We start from the raw sequence: 22,440 nt of genomic DNA, 5'->3' as shown, positions 1-22,440 counted from the left end.
GTGACCCGGACCGATCGGCTGTACGCGATCGTCGAAGAGCTGCGGGCTGTTTCGCCCCGGCTGCGCACCGCGCGGCAGCTGGCCGAGCGCCACGACGTCAGCCTGCGCACCATCGAACGCGATATCGCCGCGCTACAGCAGGCGGGCATACCCATCTACGCCGATGTCGGGCGGCGCGGCGGCTACGCGCTCGAGAAGAGCATGTCGCTGCCGCCCCTGAATTTCACGCCCGCCGAGACCGTCGCGCTCGCGGTGGCGCTGGCGCGCAACAAGGGTGGCCCGTTCGACCACGCCGGGCGCAGCGCCCTCGGCAAGGTGCTGGCCGGCCTGTCCGAGCGCAATGCCGCGGCCGCGCGCGATCTCGCGGCCCGGGTGCGATTGATGGAACCGCCCGGCGCGCTGGAGGTTCCGGAGATTCCGCCGGTGCTCGGGCAGGCCATCGAGCGCGGGCTGGTGCTGCACACCGCCTACCTCGATCAGTTCGGGCAGGCCACCGAGCGCGCCATCGAACCGGTGGAGCTCGTCAACGGCGCGCACGGGTGGTATCTCATCGCCTGGTGCCGGTTGCGCGCCGGCTTCCGGGTCTTCCGGCTGGATCGCATGCACACCCTGACGCCGACCGATCTGCCCGCTCCGGTCCGGCCGCGCGTCGACTACCCGGCCGGCCCGGCGGACCACGCGGTCCGGGCGGTGGCACTGTGAGCCGGATCGCCAAAGATTTCCCGGAAACACCGACAGGGGGTTGTCGCCGGCCGGGGTGATCGTTGCCCCATGACAACTCCCGCACTCAACACCGTTTCCTGGTTCCAGATCGGCAGCGACCGGCCCGAGCAGACGAACCGCTTCTACGGCGAGCTGTTCGGCTGGAACTTCACCGCCGACCCGGACCTCGACGGCTACGACCTGATCCGGTACGCCGTCGGCGCCGACCCCGTCGGCGGCCTGGCCCACTCCCCCGACGCCTCGGCCAACCACGCCATCTTCCTGGTCCTGGTGCAGGATGTCGCCGCCACCGTCGCGGCGACGGAAAGCCTGGGCGGCAAGGTGATCCAGCCCGCCACCACCGCGCCGGACGGCCTGGTCTTCGCCTACCTGCTCGACACCTCCGGCAATCGGTTCGGCGTCTTCACTCCCGCGCCGAAATCCTGACCACCGCGCGAAACGAGCCGGGCACCGTTCGGGATTTCCCGAACGGTGCCCGGCTCGACGGGGCTAGCGCACTCAGGCGTGCGCGATGGTCGACCAGCCCGCGACCTCTTCCGGCTTGCGCGGGGCGGGGCCGGTGTAGATCGCGGCCGGGCGCACGAGCTTGCCCAGCTGCTTCTGCTCCAGGACGTGCGCGCACCAGCCGGCGGTACGGCCACAGGTGAACATCGCGGGCATCATGTGCGCCGGGACCTCGGCGAAGTCCAGGATCACCGCGGCCCAGAACTCCACGTTGGTCTCGATAGCGCGGTCCGGGCGGCGCTCGCGCAGCTCGGCCAGCGCGGCCTGCTCCAGCGCGGCGGCCACCTCGTAGCGCGGGGCGTTGAGCCGCTTGGCGGTGGCGCGCAGCACGCGGGCGCGCGGGTCCTCGGCCCGGTAGACCCGGTGCCCGAAGCCCATCAGCTTCTCCTTGCGGTCCAGGATGCCCTTGACCAGCGTGCGGGCGTCGCCCGACTTCTCGACCGCTTCGATCATCGGCAGCACGCGCGCCGGGGCGCCGCCGTGCAGCGGGCCGGACATGGCGCCGATCGCGCCGGACAGCGAGGCCGCGACGTCGGCGCCGGTGGAGGCGATGACGCGCGCGGTGAAGGTGGAGGCGTTCATGCCGTGCTCGGCGGCGGAGACCCAGTAGGCGTCGATGGCCTCGGTGTGCGCCGGATCCGGCTCACCCTTCCAGCGGGTCATGAAGCGCTCGGTGACGGTGGAACACTCGTCGATCTGCTTCTGCGGCACCGCGGGCTGGTAGATGCCGCGAGCGGACTGCGCGACGTAGGACAGCGCCATCACCGAGGCACGGGCCAGGTTGTCCCGGGCGGTCTCGTCGTCGATGTCGAGCAGCGGCTCGTAACCCCAGATCGGGGCCAGCATGGCCAGGCCGGCCTGCACGTCGACCCGCACGTCACCGGTGTGCACGGGCAGCGGGAACGGCTCGGCGGGCGGCAGGCCGCGACCGAACTCGCCGTCGACCAGCAGGGCCCACACATCACCGAAGGTCACCCGGCCGCCGACCAGGTCCTCGATGTCGACGCCGCGGTAGCGCAGCGCACCGCCGTCTTTGTCCGGTTCGGCGATGTCGGTGGTGAACGCCACCACACCCTCGAGGCCGCTGACGAAATCACTGGGGACGGCGGTAGTCATGTTGGGACTCTCCTTGCACTTCGGGTCGCATGGGTTTCTCGTCGATGAGATGGCTCGCCGAGCACATGCCGATCAGGAAAACGATAACTCTTTGCTACCGCGGAGTAACGTCTGGCCCATGCAGGCGGAGGACAATTTCCCGGCCGGCCGCAACCAGGCCGACAACGTCTCGAGCAGTGATCTGGCCGGTATGCGGGTCGACTACGGAGTGCTGCATTTCGGCAGCGGCGAGGACACCGATCTCGACGAAACATGGCTGGCCGGGGGCTGGGAACCGTTGCTGCGGCACTGGATCGAGCAGGCCACCGCGGTCGGCATCGCCGAACCGAACGCCATGGTGCTGGCGACCGTCGCGCTGTCCGGGGGCAGCCCGCGCCCGGTAGCCAGAACCGTGCTGTGTAAGGGCCTCTCGCCCGCGGGTGTGACTTTTTACACCAACTACGACTCCGCCAAGGGCACGCAGCTGGCGGGCGTCCCGTTCGCGGCGGCCACCTTCCTGTGGCCCGCGCTCGGCCGTCAGGTGCACGTGCGCGGCGCCGTGGAGCAGACCCCGATCGAGACGACCACCGTCTACTGGCGCTCGCGCCCGCGCGAATCCCAGCTCGGCGCCTGGGCCTCGCAGCAGTCCCGGCCCATCGGCACCCGCGCCGAGCTGGACCGGATCCTGGCCGAGACCACCGAGCGCTTCGCCGACGTCGACGACATCCCGGTGCCGCCGCACTGGGGCGGCTACCTGCTGCGGCCCGACGAGGTCGAGTTCTGGCAGGGCCGGCGAGGCCGGCTGCACAACCGGATCGTCGCGCGAATAGGCCCCGAGGGCATGCGGGTTCAACGACTACAACCGTGATGAATCCAACACTGTCGGAGGCGTGAGCCGCTCGATACAGTGCGGCCAGTGAAGCTGCTCGCCGACACCACCCCGCTGCGCTATCCCGACTACCGGCGGTTGTGGACCAGCAATATCGTCACCGTCATCGGGTCCCAGCTGGCCGTGGTCGCGGTGCCGCAGCAGATCTTCCAGATCACCGGCAGCTCCGGCTATGTCGGCCTGGCCGGACTCTTCGGCCTGGTGCCGCTGATCGTGTTCGGCCTGTGGGGCGGCGCGCTCGCCGATGTGATGGACCGGCGCAAGCTGATGCTGATCACCAACGTCGGCACCGGCCTGACCGCGCTGGGCTTCTGGGCCCAGTCCGCCGCCGGTCTGAACAACGTGTGGGTGGTGCTGTTCCTGTTCGGCGCGCAGCAGGCGCTGTTCGCGGTGAACCAGCCGACCCGCAGCGCCGCCATCCCCCGCCTGCTGCCCACCGAGCATCTGGCCGCCGCCAGCGCGCTCAGCATGACCGTGCAGCAGTTCGGCGCCATCGCCGGTCCGGTGCTGGCCGGTGTGCTGATCCCGGTCGTCGGGCTGTCCACGCTGTACCTGATCGACGCGATCGCCCTGCTCGCCACCGTCTGGGCGGTGTGGCGGCTGCCCGCGATCCCGCCGACCGGCACCGCCCGCACCGCCGGGTTGCGCACGGTCCTGGAGGGATTCGTCTACCTGGCCCGGCAGCGCATCCTGCTGGCCTCCTTCGTGGTCGACGTGATCGCGATGGTGTTCGGCATGTCCCGGGCGCTCTACCCCGAGATCGCGCACGAGACCTTCGGCGACCCGGCCAGCGGCGGCGTCGCGTTGGGCCTGCTGTTCGCCTCGATGTCGGTGGGCGCGGTGCTCGGCGGCGTGTTCTCCGGCTGGATCTCGCACGTGCGCCGCCAGGGCCTGACGGTGCTGGTGTGTATCGCGCTGTGGGGGTTGTCCATGGTCGGATTCGGGCTGGCCGTCGGGTTCACCGGGCACGGCCTGAGCGTCGGGTTGGGGTTGTGGATCGCGCTGGGCTGCTCGGCCTTCGGCGGCGCGGTCGACATGGTGTCGGCGGCGCTGCGGATCGCGATGCTGCAAACGGTCACCACCGACGAGATGCGCGGGCGCCTGCAGGGCGTCTTCATCGTCATCGTCGCTGGTGGACCCAGGATCGGTGACGTTGCACACGGTTTCGCCGCAGCCGGTCTGGGTACGGCCGTCGCCGCGGCGGGCGGCGGCGTGCTGGTCGTGGTCGGTGTAGTCCTCGCGGCCCTGGCATTTCCGGCCTTCGTCCGATATCGGGTGGCCAGGACACACCCGATGCCGCTGTCGGCATAACGGGCAAACCTCACGCCTTCACGCCAGGTTTGTGAGGTTATCCGGTGGGCACCCTCGTGGCTGGGCCGCGTGGACAGCGACTAGCGTCTAGGTAATCGCACCGCCGTGCCGACCGCACTTCGATGCCGACGGTCCTAGCCTGAGAGGGATCCTTCCGTGCCCGAGAAAGACCACATCAACGACGCCAAGCCGGTACTGAGCTACCCAGGTGGCGAATACCCCATGACGATCGCCGAAGCCGTAGAGGGCAACGACGGCGTCGATCTGGGCAAAATGCTGGCCAGCACCGGGTATGTGACCTATGACCCCGGTTTCATGAACACCGCGTCGACCAAGTCGGCGATCACCTACATCGACGGTGAACAGGGCATCCTGCGCTACCGCGGCTACCCGATCGAGCAGCTGGCAGGCACCTCGACCTTCATCGAGGTCAGCTACCTGCTCATCTACGGCGAGCTACCCACGCAGGCCCAGCTCGAAGACTTCACCGACCGGATCCGGCGGCACACCCTGCTGCACGAGGATCTGAAGAGATTCTTCGACGGCTTCCCGCGCAACGCGCACCCCATGCCGGTGCTCTCCTCCGCGGTGAACGCGCTGTCGGCCTACTACCAGGATTCGCTGGACCCGCGCGATCCCGAGCAGGTCGAGCTCTCCACGATCCGCCTGCTGGCCAAGCTGCCCACCATCGCGGCCTACTCCTACAAGAAGTCGGTCGGCCAGCCCTTCCTCTACCCGGACAACTCGCTGTCCCTGGTGGAAAACTTCCTGCGCATGACCTTCGGGTTCCCCGCCGAGCCGTACGAGGTCGACCCCGAGGTCGCCGCCGCGCTCGACATGCTGCTGATCCTGCACGCCGATCACGAGCAGAACTGCTCGACCTCCACCGTGCGCCTGGTCGGCTCCTCCGACGCCAACCTGTTCACCTCGGTGTCCGGCGGCATCAACGCGCTGTGGGGCCCGCTGCACGGCGGCGCCAACCAGGCCGTGCTGGAGATGCTGGACGACATCAAGGCCAACGGCGGCGACGTCAAGGAATTCATCCGCAAGGTCAAGAACAAGGAAGACGGCGTGAAGCTCATGGGCTTCGGGCACCGCGTCTACCGCAACTACGACCCGCGCGCCGCGATCGCCAAGAAGCACGCCGACGCGATCCTGCAGAAGCTGGGCGGCGACGATCAGCTCTTCGACATCGCCAAGGCGCTGGAAGAGGCCGCGCTGACCGACGAGTACTTCATCTCGCGGCAGCTGTACCCGAACGTCGATTTCTACACCGGCGTCATCTACCGGGCCATGGGCTTCCCGACCCGCATGTTCACCGTGCTGTTCGCGATGGGCCGACTACCCGGCTGGATCGCGCACTGGCGGGAAATGCATTCCGAGCCGTTGAAGATCGGCCGTCCGCGCCAGATCTACACCGGTTATGGTGAGCGCGACTACCAAGCCATCAACAACCGCTGAACCACCACCTCAACCTATCGAAGGGTATAGACCGAATGTCGAAGCCGGAGATCGAATTCCAGGCGGGCCCCGCGCCCACCGAGCTCGTGATCAAGGACATCATCGAGGGTGAAGGCACCGAAGCCGTGCCCGGCGGCACCGTCGAGGTGCACTACGTGGGCGTCGAATTCGAGTCCGGCGAGCAGTTCGACTCCTCGTGGGACCGCGGCGAGTCCATCTCCTTCCCGCTGCGTGGCCTGATCCAGGGCTGGCAGGACGGCATCCCCGGCATGAAGGTCGGCGGCCGTCGCCAGCTGACCATCCCGCCGAAGCTGGCCTACGGCGAAGCCGGCGCCGGCCACCACCTGTCGGGCAAGACACTGGTCTTCGTGATCGACCTGCTCGACGCGAAGTAGTCCGAAACCCCGCACCACGGCCCGTGTTCCCCTGGGAACACGGGCCGCGGTCGTTACTCCTCGCCCAGCGACGCCGCCCAGTCGACGGCCACCGTCTCCCCGTGGTCCACGGTGAAGAACGCCACCTCGAGGTGCTGGCCGAGATCGATCAGGCCGATCGCGGTCAGTGGCACCGGCTGGGTCAGGCGCACCCGCCAGGGTTTCGGCTCGTCCCAGGCGCGCAGCTCCAGGTCCAGGCGCAGCACCGGGTCCTGGCGGCCGGTGTAGTCGGCGGCCACGGGGGCGGCCGCGAGCACCGTGGCGTCGGCACGGCGGCCGTCGGCCAGGATCTTCGAGATGCTCACGGCGGCGACGTCTCCGAGGGCCGGCACGTAGAGAACCAGGCGATCCTGGTCACCCGGGTCGACGCGGCAGCACACCACGTCACCGGGCTGCATGCGGTCCAGTTCGGCCGGCTGGACCCGCTGGCGCACCCGGGCCTCGTAGGGCTGGGCGCCGTCGGTCTGCACCCGGACCCAGAACGCCCATTCGGATTCCGTGGCACCGGCCGAAGTTCGGCGAAGGCCCAGCACGGTGGCGGTGCCGGGGGCGCCGTGCAGCAGTAGCTCGCGGCGCGCGGTGTCGGGCAGGGCCGAGCTCCGCCCACCCAAACCGCGAGATCGTCTTGCGCGCAACAGCCATCCGGGGTTCGCCGACGCCATGTCCATGAGCGGCTAGGTTAGCTGGAGTGTGGTCGGGAACACACAGATACCACCCTCTAGTCTGTTCGCCATGACCACTCTCCCGACCATTCCCGCCGACCTCAAGCCTGCCGACGGACGGTTCGGCTGTGGCCCCTCCAAGGTGCGCCCGGAACAGCTGCAGTCTCTAGTCGACACCGGCGCTTCCGTCTTCGGCACCTCGCACCGGCAGAAGCCGGTCAAGGACGTGGTGGCCCGGGTGCGCGGCGGCCTGCGCGAGCTGTTCCAGCTGCCCGACGGCTACGAGGTGGTGCTGGGCAACGGTGGCACCACGGCGTTCTGGGATGCCGCCGCCTTCGGCCTGATCCGCGAGCGTTCGCTGCACCTGACCAACGGTGAGTTCTCCTCGAAGTTCGCCTCGGTCGCCAAGGGCAACCCGTTCATCGGCGATCCGATCGTGGTGAAGTCGGAGCCTGGCAGCGCGCCGGAGCCGACCTCGGACCCGTCGGTCGACCTGATCGGCTGGGCGCACAACGAGACCTCCACCGGTGTCGCCATCCCGGTGCAGCGCCCCGCGGGCTCCGAGCACGCCCTGATCGCCATCGACGCCACCTCGGGCGCGGGCGGTCTGCCGGTGAACATCGCCGACTCCGACGTGTACTACTTCGCGCCGCAGAAGTGCTTCGCCGCCGACGGTGGCCTGTGGGTCGCGCTGATGAGCCCGGCCGCGCTGGCCCGGGTCGAGGAGATCAAGGCCTCCAACCGCTGGACCCCCGAGTTCCTTTCGCTGCCGATCGCGATCGACAACTCCACCAAGGACCAGACCTACAACACCCCGGCGCTGGCCACCCTGCTGCTGTTCGCCAACCAGATCGAGTGGCTGAACAGCAACGGCGGCCTGGACTGGGCGGTCAAGCGGACCCTGGATTCGTCCTCGCGCCTGTACTCCTGGGCCGAGTCCAGCGAATTCGCCACCCCGTACGTGGTCGATCCGGCGCACCGCTCGCAGGTCGTCGGCACCATCGACTTCGCCGATTCGGTGGACGCGGCGCAGGTCGCGAAGGTGCTGCGCGCCAATGGGATCGTCGACACCGAGCCGTACCGCAAGCTGGGCCGCAACCAGCTGCGCGTCGGCATGTTCCCGGCCATCGACCCCGAGGACGTGTCGCAGCTGACCCGCTCCATCGACTGGGTCGTGCAGAACCTGGGCTGAGGTTTCGAGCGGTAGTGCACAGTTGATGCCCTGCGACACACCGGAATTCGACACGCCGTAGATCGAATTCCGCGAAGGGGAACAGAGCAGATTAGCGGGTATGACACGTTTTGGGCCGACATTCGGCCCGCGTGTCTTGCCTCGAAAACAACAACTGTGCACTACTGTTTCGCAAGAGCAGTGGGCGGTGGGCGGTGTCGCGAGCCGGCGCGATAAGGAGGTAACGGTGTGCGTGAACTTCGAGTGATCGGGGTGACGCCCGACTCCACGCACATCGTGTGTATCGACACCGAGACCGGCACCAAGTACCGGCTGCCCGCCGACGACAAGCTTAGAGCCGCGGCCCGCGGAGACCTTGCCCGATTCGGCCAGATTGAGATCGAGATGGAAGCAACTATGCGTCCCCGCGATATTCAAGCTCGTATCCGTGCCGGGGCCTCCGTAGAACAAGTCACCCAGGAATCCGGCATGCCGGCCAGCCGGGTCGAGCGCTTCGCCTACCCGGTGCTGCTGGAACGCGCCCGGGCCGCCGAACTCGCCCAGAAGGCCCATCCGGTGCGGCCGGACGGGCCCGCCGTGGAAACTTTGATCGACATCGTCACCGCCGCTTTCACCGAGCGCGGGCACACCCTCGACCATGCCGAGTGGGATGCCTGGAAGGACGAGAAGGGCTACTGGGTCGCCCAGTTGCAGTGGCAGAACGGCCATTCCGAGATCGCCGCGCACTGGCGCTACCAGCCCGACGCGCACGGCGGCTCGGTGTCCCCCCTCGACGATCCCGCCGCCGACCTGGTGGATCCCGATTTCGGCCGCGCGCTGCGCGGGCTCGCGACGATTCTGCCCGCCGCGGCCGAAGTCGAAGCGCCCGTGGCGGAGCCGGAGCCCCCGGCGGTCGTCGAATCGCAACGTCCCGCCGAGACGCGTCCGGCCACCCGTGAGGCCATCGTTCCGCCGCGTCCGGCGGCCCGGCAGACCACGCCCGCCGTCGAGGAGTACTACGAGCCGCAGCGCGCCGTCGCCGCGGGCGGCACGGCGGCCGCGGTTCCAGCCGCCACCACCGCGCCCGCTCCGGCCGCGGCGGCCACCTCGCCGGCCCCTGCCGCGGCGAGCGCACCCACGGTCACCGCGGGCGCCGCCACGACGCCGACCGCCGCCGCACCCACCGCGCCCGCGCCCCCGGCTCCGCAGCCGAGCGCTCCGAGCACCCCCGCCGCCGCATCGGAACCGGCCGCGACGACGCCGGATCCCGCTCCGGCGGACAAGAAGCCCGCCAAGCAGCCCCCGGCGAAGACCGCGCGCAACAAGCGCGGCAAGGCGCCCATGCCGTCCTGGGAAGACGTGTTGCTCGGCGTCCGCAGCTCCGGTCACTGAGTTCACCCCCGGTGATTTTGCAGGCACCCGACCAAGGTTGCTGACAGCTATCTGAAACTCCAATTTTTGAGTCTCCCTGGCGTGTTCGCCCGCCGAACCGGCAGCGTTGACCGATTTGTGCGGGTAGATTTGATGTGAGTTGTCGACACACACGTCGGTGGCGGGCAGTTCGCGGTAGCCGGAAGGTCTTCGCCGACGCCGAGAGTTGCTAGAAGTTTGCTTAGCTCATGCAACCATCGGGAGGTGCCGTCAATGCTGTCCAAAGCCTCGACTCTCTGGTACGTCGACGCCTCCGACCCGTTGGCGGTGCTGCGCGACCATCGCGATCCGGATCCCGAAGCCGCACTGGCCCTGGCCAAGCAACTGCACGCCGACCGCGACGTGCTGCCGATCATGGTCGGCACGCTCGCCGGATGCGCGGGCCCGCCCGTCGGCGAGGTCTACATCGGCTGCTATCCCGGCGTCACCGTGCTGTGCTCGGCGCAGGCCGCGCTGGTCCGCCCGACCGCGCTGCCGGAACTGCTGGTGCGCCCGCTCGCCTCCGAGCACACCTACCTGGTCGCCTTCGACTCCACCTACGCCTGGGGCGCGTTCGCGCACTGGGAGCGTGGCGAATTCCGGCGCGCCTTCAGCTCCACCCGGGTGAACATCCTGGAGGACGAGGGCCTGCCGCTGGTCTGGGAGCGCGAGTTCTGGGCCGGCGAGCATCCGGTGCGCTGGCGCGCCGGGGAACTGCCCGACCCGCAGATGCTGCCCTTCGATCCCCCCGAATTCGCCGACGCCGCCAACGAGGAGTGGCTCGGTTTCCGCTATCGGGCGCCCGCGCACGCGGCGGCGGTGGTGCCGCGCGATATCGCGGTCTGCGGGTTCACGCTGTATCCCAAGGGCCAGGCGCCCGATCCGGCCGCCCTGCTGCCGGCCGAAGCGGATCTAGCGGCGCGGCCGCAGCGCCGCAGCATCCTGCACTGGATCCGGGGCCGCGATCGCGTGTCCTGACTCAGCCGAAAACGAGTCCGACGAACAGCGCGAACCAGGCCAGCAGTACCCCGGCCGCGATGCCGGCCACTACCCACCTGGTGACCGGCGCCCAGCGCCAGCGCCAGGCCGTGGGCGCGGCACCGCCGGCCGCGATCAGGTTCACCGCGATCGACAGCAGTGGATGCACCCGCGCGAGCGCGTCACCGAAGGAGTAGACCGCCGCCGCGCTCAGCAGCGCGACCAGTACCGACACGGTGAGTCCCGACGCCCACGGCGTCGGGTCCCGGTACTCCTTGTTCACCCACCCCGTCGGCTCCGCCTCCTGCTGTCCCCATTCTGGATTCACGAGGTCCTCACCCGCTCATAGAACGCCATCGCGGCGGCCGTCGCCACATTCAGCGAGTCGGTGCCGGGCGACATCGGGATGCGCGCCCGGATATCGGTGGCCCGCATGGCCGCCTCGGTCAATCCCGGCCCCTCCGCCCCCAGCAGCAATGCCACCCGCTCCCCCGTCATCGCCTCGGCCAGATTCCGCGCCGCCGGATCCGGCGTCAACGCGATGATCTGAAAACCTTTGCGCCGCAGTATATCCACCCCGTCCGGCCAGTCCGGCACGGCGGCGAACGGCACCCGCAGCACGTGCCCCATCGACACCCGCACCGACCGCCGGTACAGCGGGTCAGCGCACCGATCCCCGAACAGCACCGCCTGCGCGCCCAGGCCCGCGGCGTTGCGGAACATCGAGCCGAGGTTCTCGTGGTCGTTCACGCCCTCCAGGACGGCGACGGTCCGCGCGTCGGCGAGGGCCTCGTCCAGGGTGAGTTCCTTCGGTCGCGGCGCGACCGCCAGCACGCCCCGATTGAGATGGAACCCCACCACCTGCGCCATCACCTCGGGACCGGCCCGGTAGTACGGCACATCGACCCCGGCCAGATCGGGGGCCAGCTGCTCGTAGCGTTTGCCCACGCCGAGCAGCGCACTGGGCGTGAATCGCGAATCCAGCATCCGCTGCACCACGACCACCCCCTCCGCGATCACCAGCCCCTTGCGCCCCGGCAGGTCCGGCCTGCGGTCGGCGGAGGAGAGATCGCGGAAATCGTCGACCCGCGGGTCCGCGGGATCGTCGATATCGATCACTTCAGCCACGGCCCTTATCCTGCCGGGTCGGCGGCCCGGCGTCGCACACCGGTGGCCGCGCCGCGAGAAATCGGGTGCGCGCCGGGGTGAGGCATGGGATGGTCGGACGATGACGATGGGATCCGAGATCACTGTTCGTCCGGCCACCGCCGCGGACGTGGAGCAGATCTGGCTGCTGGGCGCGACCCTGTTCACCTGGCCCTCCGATCAGTGGTACCGGGAGCAGGCGATGACCTTGTTCCCGCCGGAGGACGCGATCGTCGCGGTGGACGGTGACCGGGTGGTCGGGCACACCAAGGCCCGCACGATGACGCTGACCGTGCCGGGCGAGCGGACCGTGGAGGCCACGGGCATCGCGGGGGTGACGGTAGCGCCGCAGTACCGCCGCCGCGGCATCCTGCGGGCGATGTACACCGAACAGCATCGGCGCACCGAGGCGGCCGGGCTGCCGCTGACCATCTTCACCGCTAGCCAGGGCGCCATCTACGGGCGGTTCGGCTACGGGCCGACGCTGCGGGAGAGCCGGGTGAGCATCGATCGCCGGTTCGCCGAATTCCTGCCGACCGCGCCGGACCCGGGCGGGGTCCAGCTCGCCGCGCTCCCGGAGGCCGCCGAGGCAATCAAGGCGATCTACGACCGGTTCCGGCAGGTCACCCCCGGCGTGCAGCACCGGCCCGAGGCGTCCTGGGCGACGCGCTTCGCCGACCCGGAGGGGTGGCGGAGCGGCGGCACCGGCCTGTTCGTGCTGCTGCACGCCGACGGGTATGTCCTCTACCGCTATCACCATCGCGACAGCGGCACCGAGGTGGAGGTCGTCGAGATGCGCACGGTGACCGCCGACGCGCACGTCGCGCTCTGGCGGACGCTGTTCGGGCTCGAGCTCGTCACCCGGATCGAGGCGGTGCTCAGCGAGCACGATCCGCTGCCCTACCTGCTGACCGATCTGCGGCTGGTCCGGACCGAGGCCCGCTACGACGGTCTGTGGCTGCGCTTGATGGACGTGCCCGCCGCGCTCACCGCGCGCGAGTACCGCGCCGACCTGGATGTCGTTCTGGCCGTGCACGATCCGTTCCGGGGCGCGGGGGGCACCTTCGCGCTGACGGCCCGCGACGGCAAGGCCGAATGCGTACCGACCAGCGCGGCAGCCGATTTCGAGCTCGGCATCGACGTGCTGGGCAGCCTGTACCTCGGGGCCTACCCCGCGCGCGTGTTCGCCGCCGCGAATCGATTGCGGGTCAAGGATTCCGGGCAACTGGAAGCCCTGGAGTACGCCTTCACCGCGGACCGGGACGCGGTGCTCGGGTGGCACTTCTGAACCGGGACTGTGCCGCGGATCTCGGCCCCGGCCGGGATCCGATTCCGTCCGTATCCTGGAAACCATGAAGCCGATTCAGCTGGTTCTCAATATCCTCTGGCTCATTTTCGCCGGGTTCTGGATGGCGGTCGGCTACGTCGTCGCCGGCGTCATCTGCTGCATCCTGATCATCACGATCCCCTGGGGCATCGCCTCGTTCCGGATCGCGGCCTACGCGCTGTGGCCGTTCGGGCGCAGCGCCGTGGAGAAGCCGGGCGTGCGGCCGGGGTCGACCCTCGGCAACGTCATCTGGTTCATCTTCGCGGGCTGGTGGCTGGCCCTGGGCCACCTGCTGACCAGCATTCCGCTGTTCATCTCGATCATCGGCATCCCGTTCGGCTGGGCGAACCTGAAGATGATCCCGCTCTCGCTGTTCCCGCTCGGGCGCGAGATCGTGGACAGCGATCAGCCGTTCGGGGCCCGCGAATACGCCCGGTAGCGCCTACTCCGAGTCGGTGACGATCTGCTTCATGATGCCGACGGCGCGGGTCAGGGTGACCAACTGTTCGTCGGTCAGCTGCGAGAGCTGCTCGGTCATCCAGGCCTCGCGGGCGCTGGCCTCGTCGTCGATCAGCGCGCGGCCGGCATCGGAGAGCGAGACGATGATCTGCCGCCCGTCGGTGGGGTGCGGCTTGCGCTCCACCAGCTCGAGATCGGTTAGCGAGGCGATCACCCGCGTCATCGACGGCGGCTGCACCCGCTCCTTCGCGGCCAGCGCGCCCGGGGTCATGGCGCCGTCGCGGTGCAGGGTGGCCAGAGCGGAGAGCTGGGTCAACGAGATCTGTGCATCGGCGCGCCGGCCTCGCAGATGTCGGGTCAGCCTGACCACGGCGAGCGAGAGCTCACCCGCGAGGGCTCGAACATCCGATGGCATTGTCACAAGCGCAAACGATACGGGACCTGCGCAGGACGGGCAGCCGGTTCGGTAGCTACGCTTGCGGGGTGACCCAGAAAGTTCCCGAGATTCCGCCGCGCTTCACCGACCCGCGGCCGGTGCTCGCGATCGGGAGTGCGCTCTGGCTCGTCGCGACCCTCGTCGTGTGGGTCAGCGGGGACCGCTGGGAGTCACTGCGCCCGGTGTGCCTGATGGGGCTGGCGGTGGGGTTGCTCGGCACCACCATCTTCCTGATCCAGCGCCGCGGCGCCCGCCGCGGCGACAAGGGCGCCCAGACCGGCCTCTAGAGCACCGCGAATTCGGCGCTGGTACCGGTGAACGGGCGCAGCGTCCCGTCGCCGCCCAGGCTGTCGGCGAAGTGCACGAATCGGTAGGTGCCCGCGCCGTCGGCCGGGATGTCCCAGGTGAACCGCGCCACGGATTCAGCGCCGCCACGCTTGCTCCAGTGGTAGCGCACCGCCCACTCGCCCTCGTTGGCCACCCGCACCCAGTCACCGGATCCGGTACGGCGCTGCACTTCCAAGAACGTGCCGTTGCGGCGCGGGTTGTGTTTCGGGTGGGCGGAGACGAATTCGACGGCCACCTGGCTACCGCGCTGGTAGGTCGGCGCGGGCTGGGTCAGCACGTCGCCGAAGGCGCGGCCCGCGGGCGTGGCGTCCGGGCCGGGTGCGGCGACGAAGTTCGGCTGCAGCGCTGACACGTCGCGCGGGGCGGGACCGCGGTCGATCTGCTGCCGTGCGGCGAAAGCCGTTGCCAGCCGGGTGAATTCCTGGAGATAGGCCGGAAGGGTGTACCGGCCGAACAGGGTCGAACCGCCCTCGTACTGCTGGGCGTCGTATTCCTCAGGGGTGGTGACGTATTCGTGGTAGGTGTTCGCGTATCCCTGTAGTAGCACCTGCTCCAACGGCACGCCGAGCACCTCGGCCACTACCCGGCGGATGCGGAGCCCGGACACGATGGTGAACTCGCCGCCCGCGGCGGCCAGGTACAGCTCCCCGATGCGCATGATCTGGATGGGCACCACGCTCGGCACCCAGCCCACCGGGGGTAGCAGGCCCAGCGGGGCCACGATCGCCTTGGGCGCCTGGGCATCCGAGAGCCAGGCGGGCGCGGGCTGACGCGGGTCGCCGAGCGCGTCCACGAAGGGGTTGCGCACGCCCTCCGGGATCGGGATGCCGGGCAGGCCGGGCCCGTCCTCGGTGCTGCCCGCGATCAGGGCGACACCGGCCGCGGCGGGCGAGGTGCGCTTGGGCTGCCCGTCGGAGGTGAAGCGGCCGTCGACGGCGATGTCGGCCAGATCGATGTAGCAGAGCAGGGCATCGACCGTGCCGCCGATCGACCGCGCCTGCGCCAGCGCGGCTTTCGAGGCGTGGTACTGGCGCTCGCCGATGATGCGGGTGTTCTCGAACTCGTCCTCGGTGGGCCCGGAGGTGGGGCTCAGGTTCAGATTCGGCGACATGTCACCGGCATTGGTCTGGGCGAAGGCCGCCAGGAAGTCCGGCTTGCCGTCCAGGTAGCGGACCCCGCGCTCGGTGTGCTCGTGCGCGAAAGCGGCGTAACCCTTGTTGTCACTGCTGATCAAGCGATTCGAGTTGCTCATCGAGGTGTTGTGCGTGGCGAACCAGGTGATGGCGCCGACTTGCTTGCCGCCCTTGCTGATCGAGAGCGCGGTCACGGCCGGGTCGATAGCCCCCGGGAACTGCTCGCGGTCCGCCGCGGGGTTGCGCTCGAAGGCGACGCGCGAACGGTTGACGCTCGCGTCGTGGAGTTCGCCGCGGCCCAGGGCCAGCGTGCCGGGGCTCAGGTCGGCGTGCGCGGCGGCGATCGCCTCCACGATGCCCTGTACCTCGGCGTCGTAGACCTGTTGCTGGAAGCCGAGAATGGCGAGGTTGTAGGCGTAGTCGTGACTGGATCCGCCGCAGGTCGCGTGCGAGTGGGTGGAGGTGAGCAGGACGTTGCGCTCGGTGTAGAGATCACCGAAACGCCGTGCCAGCTCCAGCATTACGCCGCGATGCACGGATCCGAAGATCATGCCGTTCTCGGCCACCACGAACACGACCCGCTGCCCGCCGTCGGCGATCACGTAGGCGCGCACCCGAGGTCGCAGGTGGATGCCCGCGGTGGTCTGCTCCAGTTGCGAGTAGCCCATCATGCCGCACTCGGCGGCGGGTCCGGTGATGTCGGAGATGCCGAGGCCGACGAGGTAGCCGCCGGCCGGCGCGGCCGTCGCGGCAGCGCCCCGTACACCCGGGATGGCGCCCGTCGCGGCGGCGGTGGCCAGGGCTGCCGACCCCACCACGGATCCGGCCAGAACGGTCCTGCGAGACAACGACATACGGGAGCTCCTTAGTCTTCCGTTGGCACTGAACCACAGAACTGGACGTGCGTCCAGTGGAAGTTTTTCCGGCCAGCGAATTGACTGCACGCGCCACGGGCGCTTAACTCCCTGGGGTGTCCTCCCGATTGAGCGTCGAAGAACGACGGGCCCACCTTATCGAGGCGGCCATTGGGCTAGCCGAGAAAAAGGGCGTAGCCGGTGTGACCACACGAGATGTGGCACAGGCGGCGGGGGTCTCGCTCGGTGTGGTGCATTACTGTTTCGAAAATAAGGACGCGCTGATGACCGAGCTGGTCAAGGCGCTGGCGATGGAATTGCGCGATTCCGTCGACGCCAATGAAACGGTTTGGCAAGACGTCGGAAGTGGAAAAGAAGCACTTCAAAAATTGGTGCGCTCGGCACTCGAACTCATGTGGCTCAACATTGAAGCCACACCCGAGCGTCAACTACTCACCTACGAAACGACGACTTACGCCTTGCGTGAAGGCGAGCAAACACCTGCGAAACTCGCGATCGCGCGCGAACAGTACGCGTTCAACGACGCCACCGTCGGCGACATTCTCGATCACGCCCGCGATGCCACGGCCAACCAGTGGACCGTTCCGGTGCAGTCGCTGAGCCGGTTCGTGCTAGAGGTCATCGACGGCATGGTGCTGCGCTGGCTGGTCGACAACGACAGCGAAGCGGTGCGCGGACAGCTCGATCTGCTCAGCGACATGATCACCAGCTACGCGGTGCCGCGCTAACGGCTTCAGCGGCCCTCGGGGATCCGGACGTGCGTCGTGGCCCCCTCGCGCCACCAGGGCACCGCCACGGTGCCCTGCACGGCGCCGTCGAGCCGTACCCGCAGCTCGTCGTGCAGCACCAGATCGCCGTCTTGGGCCGGGAGCGTGAGCATTTCGCGCAGCACGACGCCGAGCGGCTCGGTCGCCCAGGTGCCGCGCCGGCCGGTGCCGAGCACCTCGGCGGTGACCGCCGCGGAGGCCGCCGGCAGATCCAGCAGGGTGGCCAGGGCCTGGGCGTGCTCGGTATCGCCGTACACCAGGCGGTCCGCGGGCAGGGCCAGCGCCAGCCAGGGCTGGTCGAGGACCAGCGCGTCGGCCGGATCGATCACCGCGCCGGACAGGGCTCGGACCCGGTTCGGCAGTTCGAGGTCGGTGACCTCCAGGCGCTGGGTGGCGACCGCGATGGCCAGCTTGCGGTGCGTTCGGGAAATCACCTCGGGGGACGGCGTTTTCGCCGGATCGGCGAGCGCTTCGAGCAGGGCCTCCGCCAGCTCCGTGCTGAGGACCACCGGGTCGGCGAAGACCGCGCGCAGGGCGTCCAGATCGGTGCGGCTGAAGCCGTCGAAACCGAATTCGTGCAGTAGACCGGTGAATTCGGTGTCCGCGGGGTGGCGGAGCAGGCCCAGCGGTGTGCCGTCGATGCGCGCGTGCCGGCGCAGCCACCACGCGGTGTAGCCGTCCGGATCGGCCAGCAGCCGACGCGTACGGGGCTCGGAGACCAACTGGAGCAACGCATCCGGCCACGCGATCTCGTCGACCAGATCCAGGTCGCGGACCGCGGCCAACTCCGGCGGGTCCGCCGTCAGACCGGACCACCACTGCTCCTCGTCGTCGAGGTCGTGATCGGGTCCGGTCGGATCGGCTTCGGTGACAACGCTGAAATCCCAGCCGACACCGATCGCCCGCAACGGCTCCACGCCGTAGGCGTCCACCAGGGCCTTGTCCAGGGTGCCGAACGGGGCGTCCTCGACCAGCAGCGGATACAGCGGGGCGTCGGGCAGCAGCAGCTCGTCGGCGCGACGCAATTCGCCTGCGGTGTCCGGCAATTCGAGCAGCCCCAGCCACGGCGGCAGCAGGGCCGGGTTCGCGTGCGACGCGAGCCGCAGTACCGCGTCGAGGGTGTCCTCGTCGTCGGGCCGATCCTCCAGTTCGGCGTGCAGGCCCGGGTCGTTCAGCAGATCCTCGGCCGTCGCCGACCGCGCGCCCAGCCGGGCCAGCAGCGGATGCGCCGCGTCCGGGTGCACCAGCCGCGCCCAGTGCACCGGGATCGGCACTTCGAGCTGATCATCCAGCACCACCGTGCGCGGCCCGGTGACCACCCGGCCGTCGGCCAGCGGCACCGCCAGCGCACCGAGTTCCTCCGCCGCCAGCGGATCGGCCACGAACGACTCCAGCGCCTCATACAGTCGCCGCCACCACCCCGGCTCGCGCTGCAACCCGCCCGAAAGCTCCGCCAGGCGCGCCAAACCCAGCCGATGGACGTCCAGCGTGCCCAGGGCCTCGGAGTGCGCGGGGCCGGACAGCTCCGGAATCACCAAGGGGCCGATCACGTCGTCGAGCAGCTCGGCCAGTTCGGTAGTCAGGCCGGTGAATACGCTTGCGCGTGTCGGCACGGCATTCGCGTAGGAGGGCGGCGTGGTGACGGGCGGCTCGAAAAAGCCTCCGCCCCAGATGGATTCGGCGTCACCGTCGACCGGCTCGACGGCGTCGTCCGGGGAATCAGTTGACGCGGAGGGTATTACGCCGAGATCGGCCGCGGACTCCCCCATCGGGTCGAGTTCGTCATCCAGACGCGTCTCCTGCTGAACAGCACTCAGGACCGGAAGCCAGCCGTTGGTCCGGAGTTCTCCGACTATCGCCTCGCGCAGCAAGCTGTCGGCCTCGCTGCGGGCGAAGCCGGGTGCGGGGACCAGCGCGAGACGATCGGCTGGTGCGAGAGCGCGGGCGAAATCGGCGTATCCGGTGGCCAATTCGGCGATTCGAGCGCCGGGCAAGAGACGGCGGCGGTCGGGCTGCATGGGGATGTCGGCGATCAGAATGGCCGGCAGCGAGAGTTCCTCGTCGGAACGGGTCGGTGCGCGCAGGACATCGGGCGCGGCGGCGACGGGCTTGCCGTTGCGCACCGGAAGCAGCCAGCGGGCCCGGGATGTCCGGTACTGCCACCAGGAACGGCGCTCATCGCCCGGGCCGTCGACGCGTAATTCCCGGACACCGTTGCCGAGTTCGCCGAGGGTGCTGGTGAACTCGTCGTCCGCGATTCGAACGCGCTGCAACGCGGGCAGTTCCAGCAGGAGGTCGGCTGCTTCGGCGCGCATCGCGGACAGCAGTGCGGACGGGTCCACATCGTCACGCAGCCGCAGGACTATCTCGGTGTCCGCGCCCGGCGCGGGCGGGGTGGCAGCGGGCCACACCAGCCGCAGGGTCGGCGGGACGAAATGCGCGTCGCCGGCGGGCAGCTGGATCTCGTTGTCGCGCAGGGTATCCAGCGTGCGCTGCCGGGAGAAGGACAGCGATCCGGTGGTCGAACGCACTTCGATGTCGTCGCTGACCGAGAGGACGGCGGTGAAGCCGACGCCGAAACGGCCCACATCGGCCGGATCGGCTTTGCCCGACGCGCGCAGCGCCGTCAACGCGTGCACACCCGGGAGGTCCAGGGGTGCACCGGTGTTCGTGATGTGCAGGGTGCGGCCGTCGAGGCGGACCGCCACCCGGCCCGGAACCCCGGCCTTCGCGGCGGCATCGGCGGCGTTCTGGGCCAGCTCGGTCAGCAGGCGGTCGCGGTAGCCCGCGCGCACCAGGTCGGCCTCGGTGGCGGCGTCCTCCCGCAGCCGGGTCGGCGAACTCCCCCAGGCGGCGAGAACTCCCGCGCGTAGGTCCGAGGTGCCGAACGGGTCGGCGGCGCTCAGCTGCGCGATGACTCGGACTCCGAGTCCTCGACCGCTGCCGCACCGAGCATCTCGATCTGCTCGTCCGCCACGACCGAACCGTCGCTGTCGGCCACATAGGTGGCGGACTCCTCCGCCTCCGGATGCGCGACCACATGCGCGTCCACCGGCTCCGGCCCCGGCCCGCCCTCGCGCACCGCGACCTCACCCTTCGGCCGCACGCTCACCGCGGTGGACTGCGCCTCGTCAGCCGCGGAATTCTCCTGCGGCACACCATTCGCCGACGCTGCGACAGGCTCGTTCGAGGCCACCGCCTCGACACCCGGCTCCGCCTGCGCGGTCTGCGCGGCGGCCAGTACCTCATCACGCGGTTCGGTGGCCGCCGCGGCGGACTCGACCGGCGCTACCGCTTCGACATCCTCGGACTGCGTAGCAGCGAGAACCTCGTCGCTCGGTTCGGTGGACGCGGCGGCAGACCCTGCCTCGCCATCGACCGACGGCGCTGCTCCAGCGGCAACGTCTTCGCCGGGGACGGTCTCGGCTTCCGCCGCGGCCGGGGCAATCGCTTCGACGCCCGGCTCCGCGGCGGCGGCGGAATCGTCGGCTTCGGTGGACGGCTTGCGCTTTTCGGTGGGGACCACGTCGTAGGCAGCGTCGTCGTAGGCCTCGTAGAGGGGGGAACCGCCGCCGGTGGGGCCTTCGACATCGGAGTGCGCGCCGCAACCGTATTCGGTGTGCACGACGCGGCCGTCCGCGCCCATCGCGTTGGCGCAGACGCCGAAGGCGGCGCGCATGGCGCCGGCCAGCGGGAGATAGAAGCCGCACAGGCCGCAGGTCGACGGGGCCGCCTTGGCCATGTCGGTGTCGGGGCCGAATTCGGCGTACCAGCGGTCGGCGGCTTCGGCACGGCCCTCCAGGCTGAGCACCTGGGTGCGGCCGAGACCGATCTCCAGGGCGACCTCGTCGACGACCGGATCGCCGGTGGCGATGTAGCCGGGCACCAGACGCGGATCGTTCGCGGGCGGGGCGAGCAGATCGCCGGGGGCCAGATCACCGGGGCGGACCCGCTGCTCCCACGGAATGAAGTCGGGCGCGACCAGGGCGTCGGGCCCCGGCAGCAGCGCCGACTCGCTGACCGTCACATGCTCGGCACCGGGCGGCGCCGCCACCACGACCGCCCACTGCCAGCCGCGATAGCCGGGCAGGGTGGCCTCGAAGCGGTGTGTTGCCGCGCTTTCGTCCTCGAGGGACACGCCGAGATGGCTGCCGACCGCCGAGGGCTCCAACTCCAGGAGCGCACGGCGGGCCACGTCCACGGCATCGGCCAACACGGGCCTTACGCCGGGCTCCGAAACAGATACTGCGCTCACGGCCTACATTTTGCCGTATGGAACGCAATCCGCGTTCGTTGGCCGTCGCTGTTCTTTTCTGCCTGCTCACCTCGAGCGGTTGCGGCAGCGCCAACGACGAGCCCCCGCGGCTCCGAATCGAGGTCCTCGGCACCCGCGCGCACGACCCGCAAGCCTTCACTCAGGGCTTGGAGGTGCACGACGGGGTGCTGTACGAAAGCACCGGTCTGTCGGGCGCGTCCTGGGTGCGCGCCAGCGACCTGGACACCGGGGCGGAGCTGGCCCGCGCGGACGTGCCGGGCGGCTTCTTCGGCGAGGGGATCACCCGCGCGGGCTCCACCCTGTGGCAGCTGACCTGGAAAGATCAGACTGCCTACGCCCGCGACCCGGACAGTCTCGCGGTGCGCGACCAGGTGCGTTACGAGGGCGAGGGCTGGGGCCTGTGCACCCGCGCCGACCGATTGGTGATGAGCGACGGCAGCGGCACGCTGACCTTTCGCGACCCGGTCAGCTTCGCCGTCACCGGTTCGGTCGACCTCGGCAACTACCGCGGCGCGCGCCTGAACGAACTCGATTGCGCGGCGGACGGATCGGTCTACGCCAACGACTATCCGACCGACAAGATCCTGCGCATCGATCCGGACACCGGGCGTGTCCTCGCGGTCATCGACGGCAGCGGACTGCTCAGCACGGCCGAGCGGGCGCGCACCGATGTCCTCAACGGCATCGCTCACCTGCCCGGCACCGATCATTTCTTGATCACCGGCAAGTACTGGCCGACGATCTTCGAGGTCCGGTTCGTGCCGATGTGAGACAGCGAACCGGGCGGCCTGAGTACCCCACGGTCGCGGATGCGCCAGAATTGAGCGTGTGACTACTCCTCGTGATCCCACCGGTTCCGACCGTGGCCCCTGGGATGGCGCGGAGGATCCACCGATCCACCGGCACCCCGAGTTCGACCGCTATCCGCCCCCGACCCGCCCGTTCCCCGCCCTGAACGCCGACCATCGCTGGGGCCAACCCGCCGACGGAGCGAACCAGCGCCGCGCCCGCCGAGTCTTCCCGTGGCGCCCGGAA

General features: G+C 69.6%; 21 protein-coding genes and 1 pseudogene. 14 read left to right on the top strand and 8 right to left on the bottom strand.

What is annotated here, in order from left to right:
- On the top strand, nucleotides 1–702 hold the full coding sequence (locus AB0H76_RS27895; protein WP_357329687.1) for a YafY family protein: 702 nt from the start codon (nucleotides 1–3) through the stop codon (nucleotides 700–702).
- Nucleotides 703–771: 69 nt separating this feature from the next.
- Complete coding sequence (locus tag AB0H76_RS27890; protein ID WP_357329685.1) at nucleotides 772–1,149, top strand: VOC family protein; 378 nt, start codon at nucleotides 772–774, stop codon at nucleotides 1,147–1,149.
- Between the two features lie 72 nt (nucleotides 1,150–1,221).
- Here AB0H76_RS27890 and AB0H76_RS27885 read toward each other — a convergent pair whose 3' ends face one another.
- Complete coding sequence (locus tag AB0H76_RS27885; RefSeq protein WP_357329684.1) at nucleotides 1,222–2,343, bottom strand: citrate synthase 2; 1,122 nt, start codon at nucleotides 2,341–2,343, stop codon at nucleotides 1,222–1,224.
- A 190-nt stretch (nucleotides 2,344–2,533) separates the two neighbouring features.
- Between AB0H76_RS27885 and pdxH the strand changes: the two genes are divergently transcribed.
- The 4 genes from pdxH to AB0H76_RS27865 all read left to right on the top strand — a co-directional run bounded on the left by pdxH (nucleotide 2,534) and on the right by AB0H76_RS27865 (nucleotide 6,378).
- Nucleotides 2,534–3,190, top strand: coding sequence for a pyridoxamine 5'-phosphate oxidase (pdxH, locus tag AB0H76_RS27880; protein ID WP_357329945.1), 657 nt, complete (start codon nucleotides 2,534–2,536; stop codon nucleotides 3,188–3,190).
- Between the two features lie 48 nt (nucleotides 3,191–3,238).
- Entirely contained in the window at nucleotides 3,239–4,522 is a 1,284-nt protein-coding gene (locus AB0H76_RS27875) for an MFS transporter (protein WP_357329682.1), read from the top strand.
- A gap of 156 nt (nucleotides 4,523–4,678) precedes the next feature.
- Complete coding sequence (locus tag AB0H76_RS27870; protein WP_357329680.1) at nucleotides 4,679–5,983, top strand: citrate synthase; 1,305 nt, start codon at nucleotides 4,679–4,681, stop codon at nucleotides 5,981–5,983.
- Nucleotides 5,984–6,018: 35 nt separating this feature from the next.
- Complete coding sequence (locus AB0H76_RS27865) at nucleotides 6,019–6,378, top strand: FKBP-type peptidyl-prolyl cis-trans isomerase (protein ID WP_357329678.1); 360 nt, start codon at nucleotides 6,019–6,021, stop codon at nucleotides 6,376–6,378.
- A 53-nt stretch (nucleotides 6,379–6,431) separates the two neighbouring features.
- On the opposite strand, the gene AB0H76_RS27860 is transcribed toward AB0H76_RS27865, so the two are convergent.
- A complete protein-coding gene (locus AB0H76_RS27860; protein WP_357329676.1) occupies nucleotides 6,432–7,028 on the bottom strand; it encodes a hypothetical protein in 597 nt (198 codons plus the stop codon).
- A gap of 121 nt (nucleotides 7,029–7,149) precedes the next feature.
- On the opposite strand from AB0H76_RS27860, the gene serC reads away from it, so the two are divergent.
- From serC to AB0H76_RS27845, 3 genes are all read left to right on the top strand, one after another.
- Nucleotides 7,150–8,271: a phosphoserine transaminase gene (gene serC / locus AB0H76_RS27855; protein ID WP_357329674.1), complete on the top strand. Its 1,122-nt coding sequence runs from the start codon at nucleotides 7,150–7,152 to the stop codon at nucleotides 8,269–8,271.
- Between the two features lie 228 nt (nucleotides 8,272–8,499).
- Complete coding sequence (gene sepH / locus AB0H76_RS27850) at nucleotides 8,500–9,642, top strand: septation protein SepH (protein WP_357329672.1); 1,143 nt, start codon at nucleotides 8,500–8,502, stop codon at nucleotides 9,640–9,642.
- Nucleotides 9,643–9,894: 252 nt separating this feature from the next.
- Nucleotides 9,895–10,638, top strand: coding sequence for a hypothetical protein (locus AB0H76_RS27845; RefSeq protein WP_357329670.1), 744 nt, complete (start codon nucleotides 9,895–9,897; stop codon nucleotides 10,636–10,638).
- 1 nt (nucleotide 10,639) lies between these two features.
- On the opposite strand, the gene AB0H76_RS27840 is transcribed toward AB0H76_RS27845, so the two are convergent.
- A complete protein-coding gene (locus tag AB0H76_RS27840) occupies nucleotides 10,640–10,921 on the bottom strand; it encodes a DUF2537 domain-containing protein (protein ID WP_357329944.1) in 282 nt (93 codons plus the stop codon).
- Between the two features lie 41 nt (nucleotides 10,922–10,962).
- Nucleotides 10,963–11,766, bottom strand: coding sequence for an RNA methyltransferase (locus tag AB0H76_RS27835; protein ID WP_357329669.1), 804 nt, complete (start codon nucleotides 11,764–11,766; stop codon nucleotides 10,963–10,965).
- 100 nt (nucleotides 11,767–11,866) lie between these two features.
- On the opposite strand from AB0H76_RS27835, the gene AB0H76_RS27830 reads away from it, so the two are divergent.
- Nucleotides 11,867–13,072, top strand: coding sequence for a GNAT family N-acetyltransferase (locus AB0H76_RS27830; protein ID WP_357329667.1), 1,206 nt, complete (start codon nucleotides 11,867–11,869; stop codon nucleotides 13,070–13,072).
- Between the two features lie 64 nt (nucleotides 13,073–13,136).
- Nucleotides 13,137–13,550 (top strand): YccF domain-containing protein, encoded by a 414-nt coding sequence (locus AB0H76_RS27825; protein WP_357329665.1) that lies wholly within the window; start codon nucleotides 13,137–13,139, stop codon nucleotides 13,548–13,550.
- A gap of 3 nt (nucleotides 13,551–13,553) precedes the next feature.
- On the opposite strand, the gene AB0H76_RS27820 is transcribed toward AB0H76_RS27825, so the two are convergent.
- Nucleotides 13,554–13,985 (bottom strand): MarR family transcriptional regulator, encoded by a 432-nt coding sequence (locus tag AB0H76_RS27820; RefSeq protein WP_357329942.1) that lies wholly within the window; start codon nucleotides 13,983–13,985, stop codon nucleotides 13,554–13,556.
- A gap of 68 nt (nucleotides 13,986–14,053) precedes the next feature.
- Here AB0H76_RS27820 and AB0H76_RS27815 point away from each other — a divergent pair, with 68 nt between their 5' ends.
- Entirely contained in the window at nucleotides 14,054–14,293 is a 240-nt protein-coding gene (locus tag AB0H76_RS27815; RefSeq protein WP_357329663.1) for a DUF2530 domain-containing protein, read from the top strand.
- Here AB0H76_RS27815 and AB0H76_RS27810 read toward each other — a convergent pair.
- Nucleotides 14,290–16,341, bottom strand: coding sequence for a neutral/alkaline ceramidase (locus AB0H76_RS27810; protein ID WP_357329661.1), 2,052 nt, complete (start codon nucleotides 16,339–16,341; stop codon nucleotides 14,290–14,292). The two genes, AB0H76_RS27815 and AB0H76_RS27810, sit on opposite strands and share 4 nt — an antisense overlap.
- A 128-nt stretch (nucleotides 16,342–16,469) precedes the next feature.
- Between AB0H76_RS27810 and AB0H76_RS27805 the strand changes: the two genes are divergently transcribed.
- Nucleotides 16,470–17,090 (top strand): TetR/AcrR family transcriptional regulator, encoded by a 621-nt coding sequence (locus AB0H76_RS27805; protein WP_357329660.1) that lies wholly within the window; start codon nucleotides 16,470–16,472, stop codon nucleotides 17,088–17,090.
- A gap of 5 nt (nucleotides 17,091–17,095) precedes the next feature.
- On the opposite strand, the gene AB0H76_RS27800 is transcribed toward AB0H76_RS27805, so the two are convergent.
- Nucleotides 17,096–20,035 carry an ATP-binding protein gene (locus AB0H76_RS27800; protein ID WP_357329940.1) on the bottom strand — a complete coding sequence of 980 codons (2,940 nt, stop codon included), beginning with the start codon at nucleotides 20,033–20,035 and terminating at the stop codon, nucleotides 17,096–17,098.
- Between the two features lie 614 nt (nucleotides 20,036–20,649).
- Nucleotides 20,650–21,384, bottom strand: a pseudogene (locus tag AB0H76_RS27795) (DUF3027 domain-containing protein); the annotation flags it as partial.
- 17 nt (nucleotides 21,385–21,401) lie between these two features.
- Here AB0H76_RS27795 and AB0H76_RS27790 point away from each other — a divergent pair.
- On the top strand, nucleotides 21,402–22,175 hold the full coding sequence (locus AB0H76_RS27790) for a glutaminyl-peptide cyclotransferase (protein WP_357329658.1): 774 nt from the start codon (nucleotides 21,402–21,404) through the stop codon (nucleotides 22,173–22,175).
- The last annotated feature ends 265 nt before the right edge of the window (nucleotides 22,176–22,440 follow it).

The organism is Nocardia sp. NPDC050712 (assembly GCF_040654295.1).
GTDB lineage: Bacteria > Actinomycetota > Actinomycetes > Mycobacteriales > Mycobacteriaceae > Nocardia.
Note: the sequence above shows the minus strand (reverse complement) of the source record. Positions and strands in the feature narration are given on the sequence as shown.

Bases quoted from the DNA above. Each gene is read 5' to 3' on its own strand.
- AB0H76_RS27890 (WP_357329685.1), top strand. From the start codon at position 772: ATGACAACTCCCGCACTCAACACCGTTTCCTGGTTCCAGATCGGCAGC.
- AB0H76_RS27885 (WP_357329684.1), bottom strand. From the start codon at position 2,343: ATGACTACCGCCGTCCCCAGTGATTTCGTCAGCGGCCTCGAGGGTGTG.
- pdxH (WP_357329945.1), top strand. From the start codon at position 2,534: ATGCGGGTCGACTACGGAGTGCTGCATTTCGGCAGCGGCGAGGACACC.
- AB0H76_RS27865 (WP_357329678.1), top strand. From the start codon at position 6,019: ATGTCGAAGCCGGAGATCGAATTCCAGGCGGGCCCCGCGCCCACCGAG.
- serC (WP_357329674.1), top strand. From the start codon at position 7,150: ATGACCACTCTCCCGACCATTCCCGCCGACCTCAAGCCTGCCGACGGA.
- AB0H76_RS27845 (WP_357329670.1), top strand. From the start codon at position 9,895: ATGCTGTCCAAAGCCTCGACTCTCTGGTACGTCGACGCCTCCGACCCG.
- AB0H76_RS27830 (WP_357329667.1), top strand. From the start codon at position 11,867: ATGACGATGGGATCCGAGATCACTGTTCGTCCGGCCACCGCCGCGGAC.
- AB0H76_RS27825 (WP_357329665.1), top strand. From the start codon at position 13,137: ATGAAGCCGATTCAGCTGGTTCTCAATATCCTCTGGCTCATTTTCGCC.
- AB0H76_RS27820 (WP_357329942.1), bottom strand. From the start codon at position 13,985: ATGCCATCGGATGTTCGAGCCCTCGCGGGTGAGCTCTCGCTCGCCGTG.
- AB0H76_RS27810 (WP_357329661.1), bottom strand. From the start codon at position 16,341: ATGTCGTTGTCTCGCAGGACCGTTCTGGCCGGATCCGTGGTGGGGTCG.
- AB0H76_RS27790 (WP_357329658.1), top strand. From the start codon at position 21,402: ATGGAACGCAATCCGCGTTCGTTGGCCGTCGCTGTTCTTTTCTGCCTG.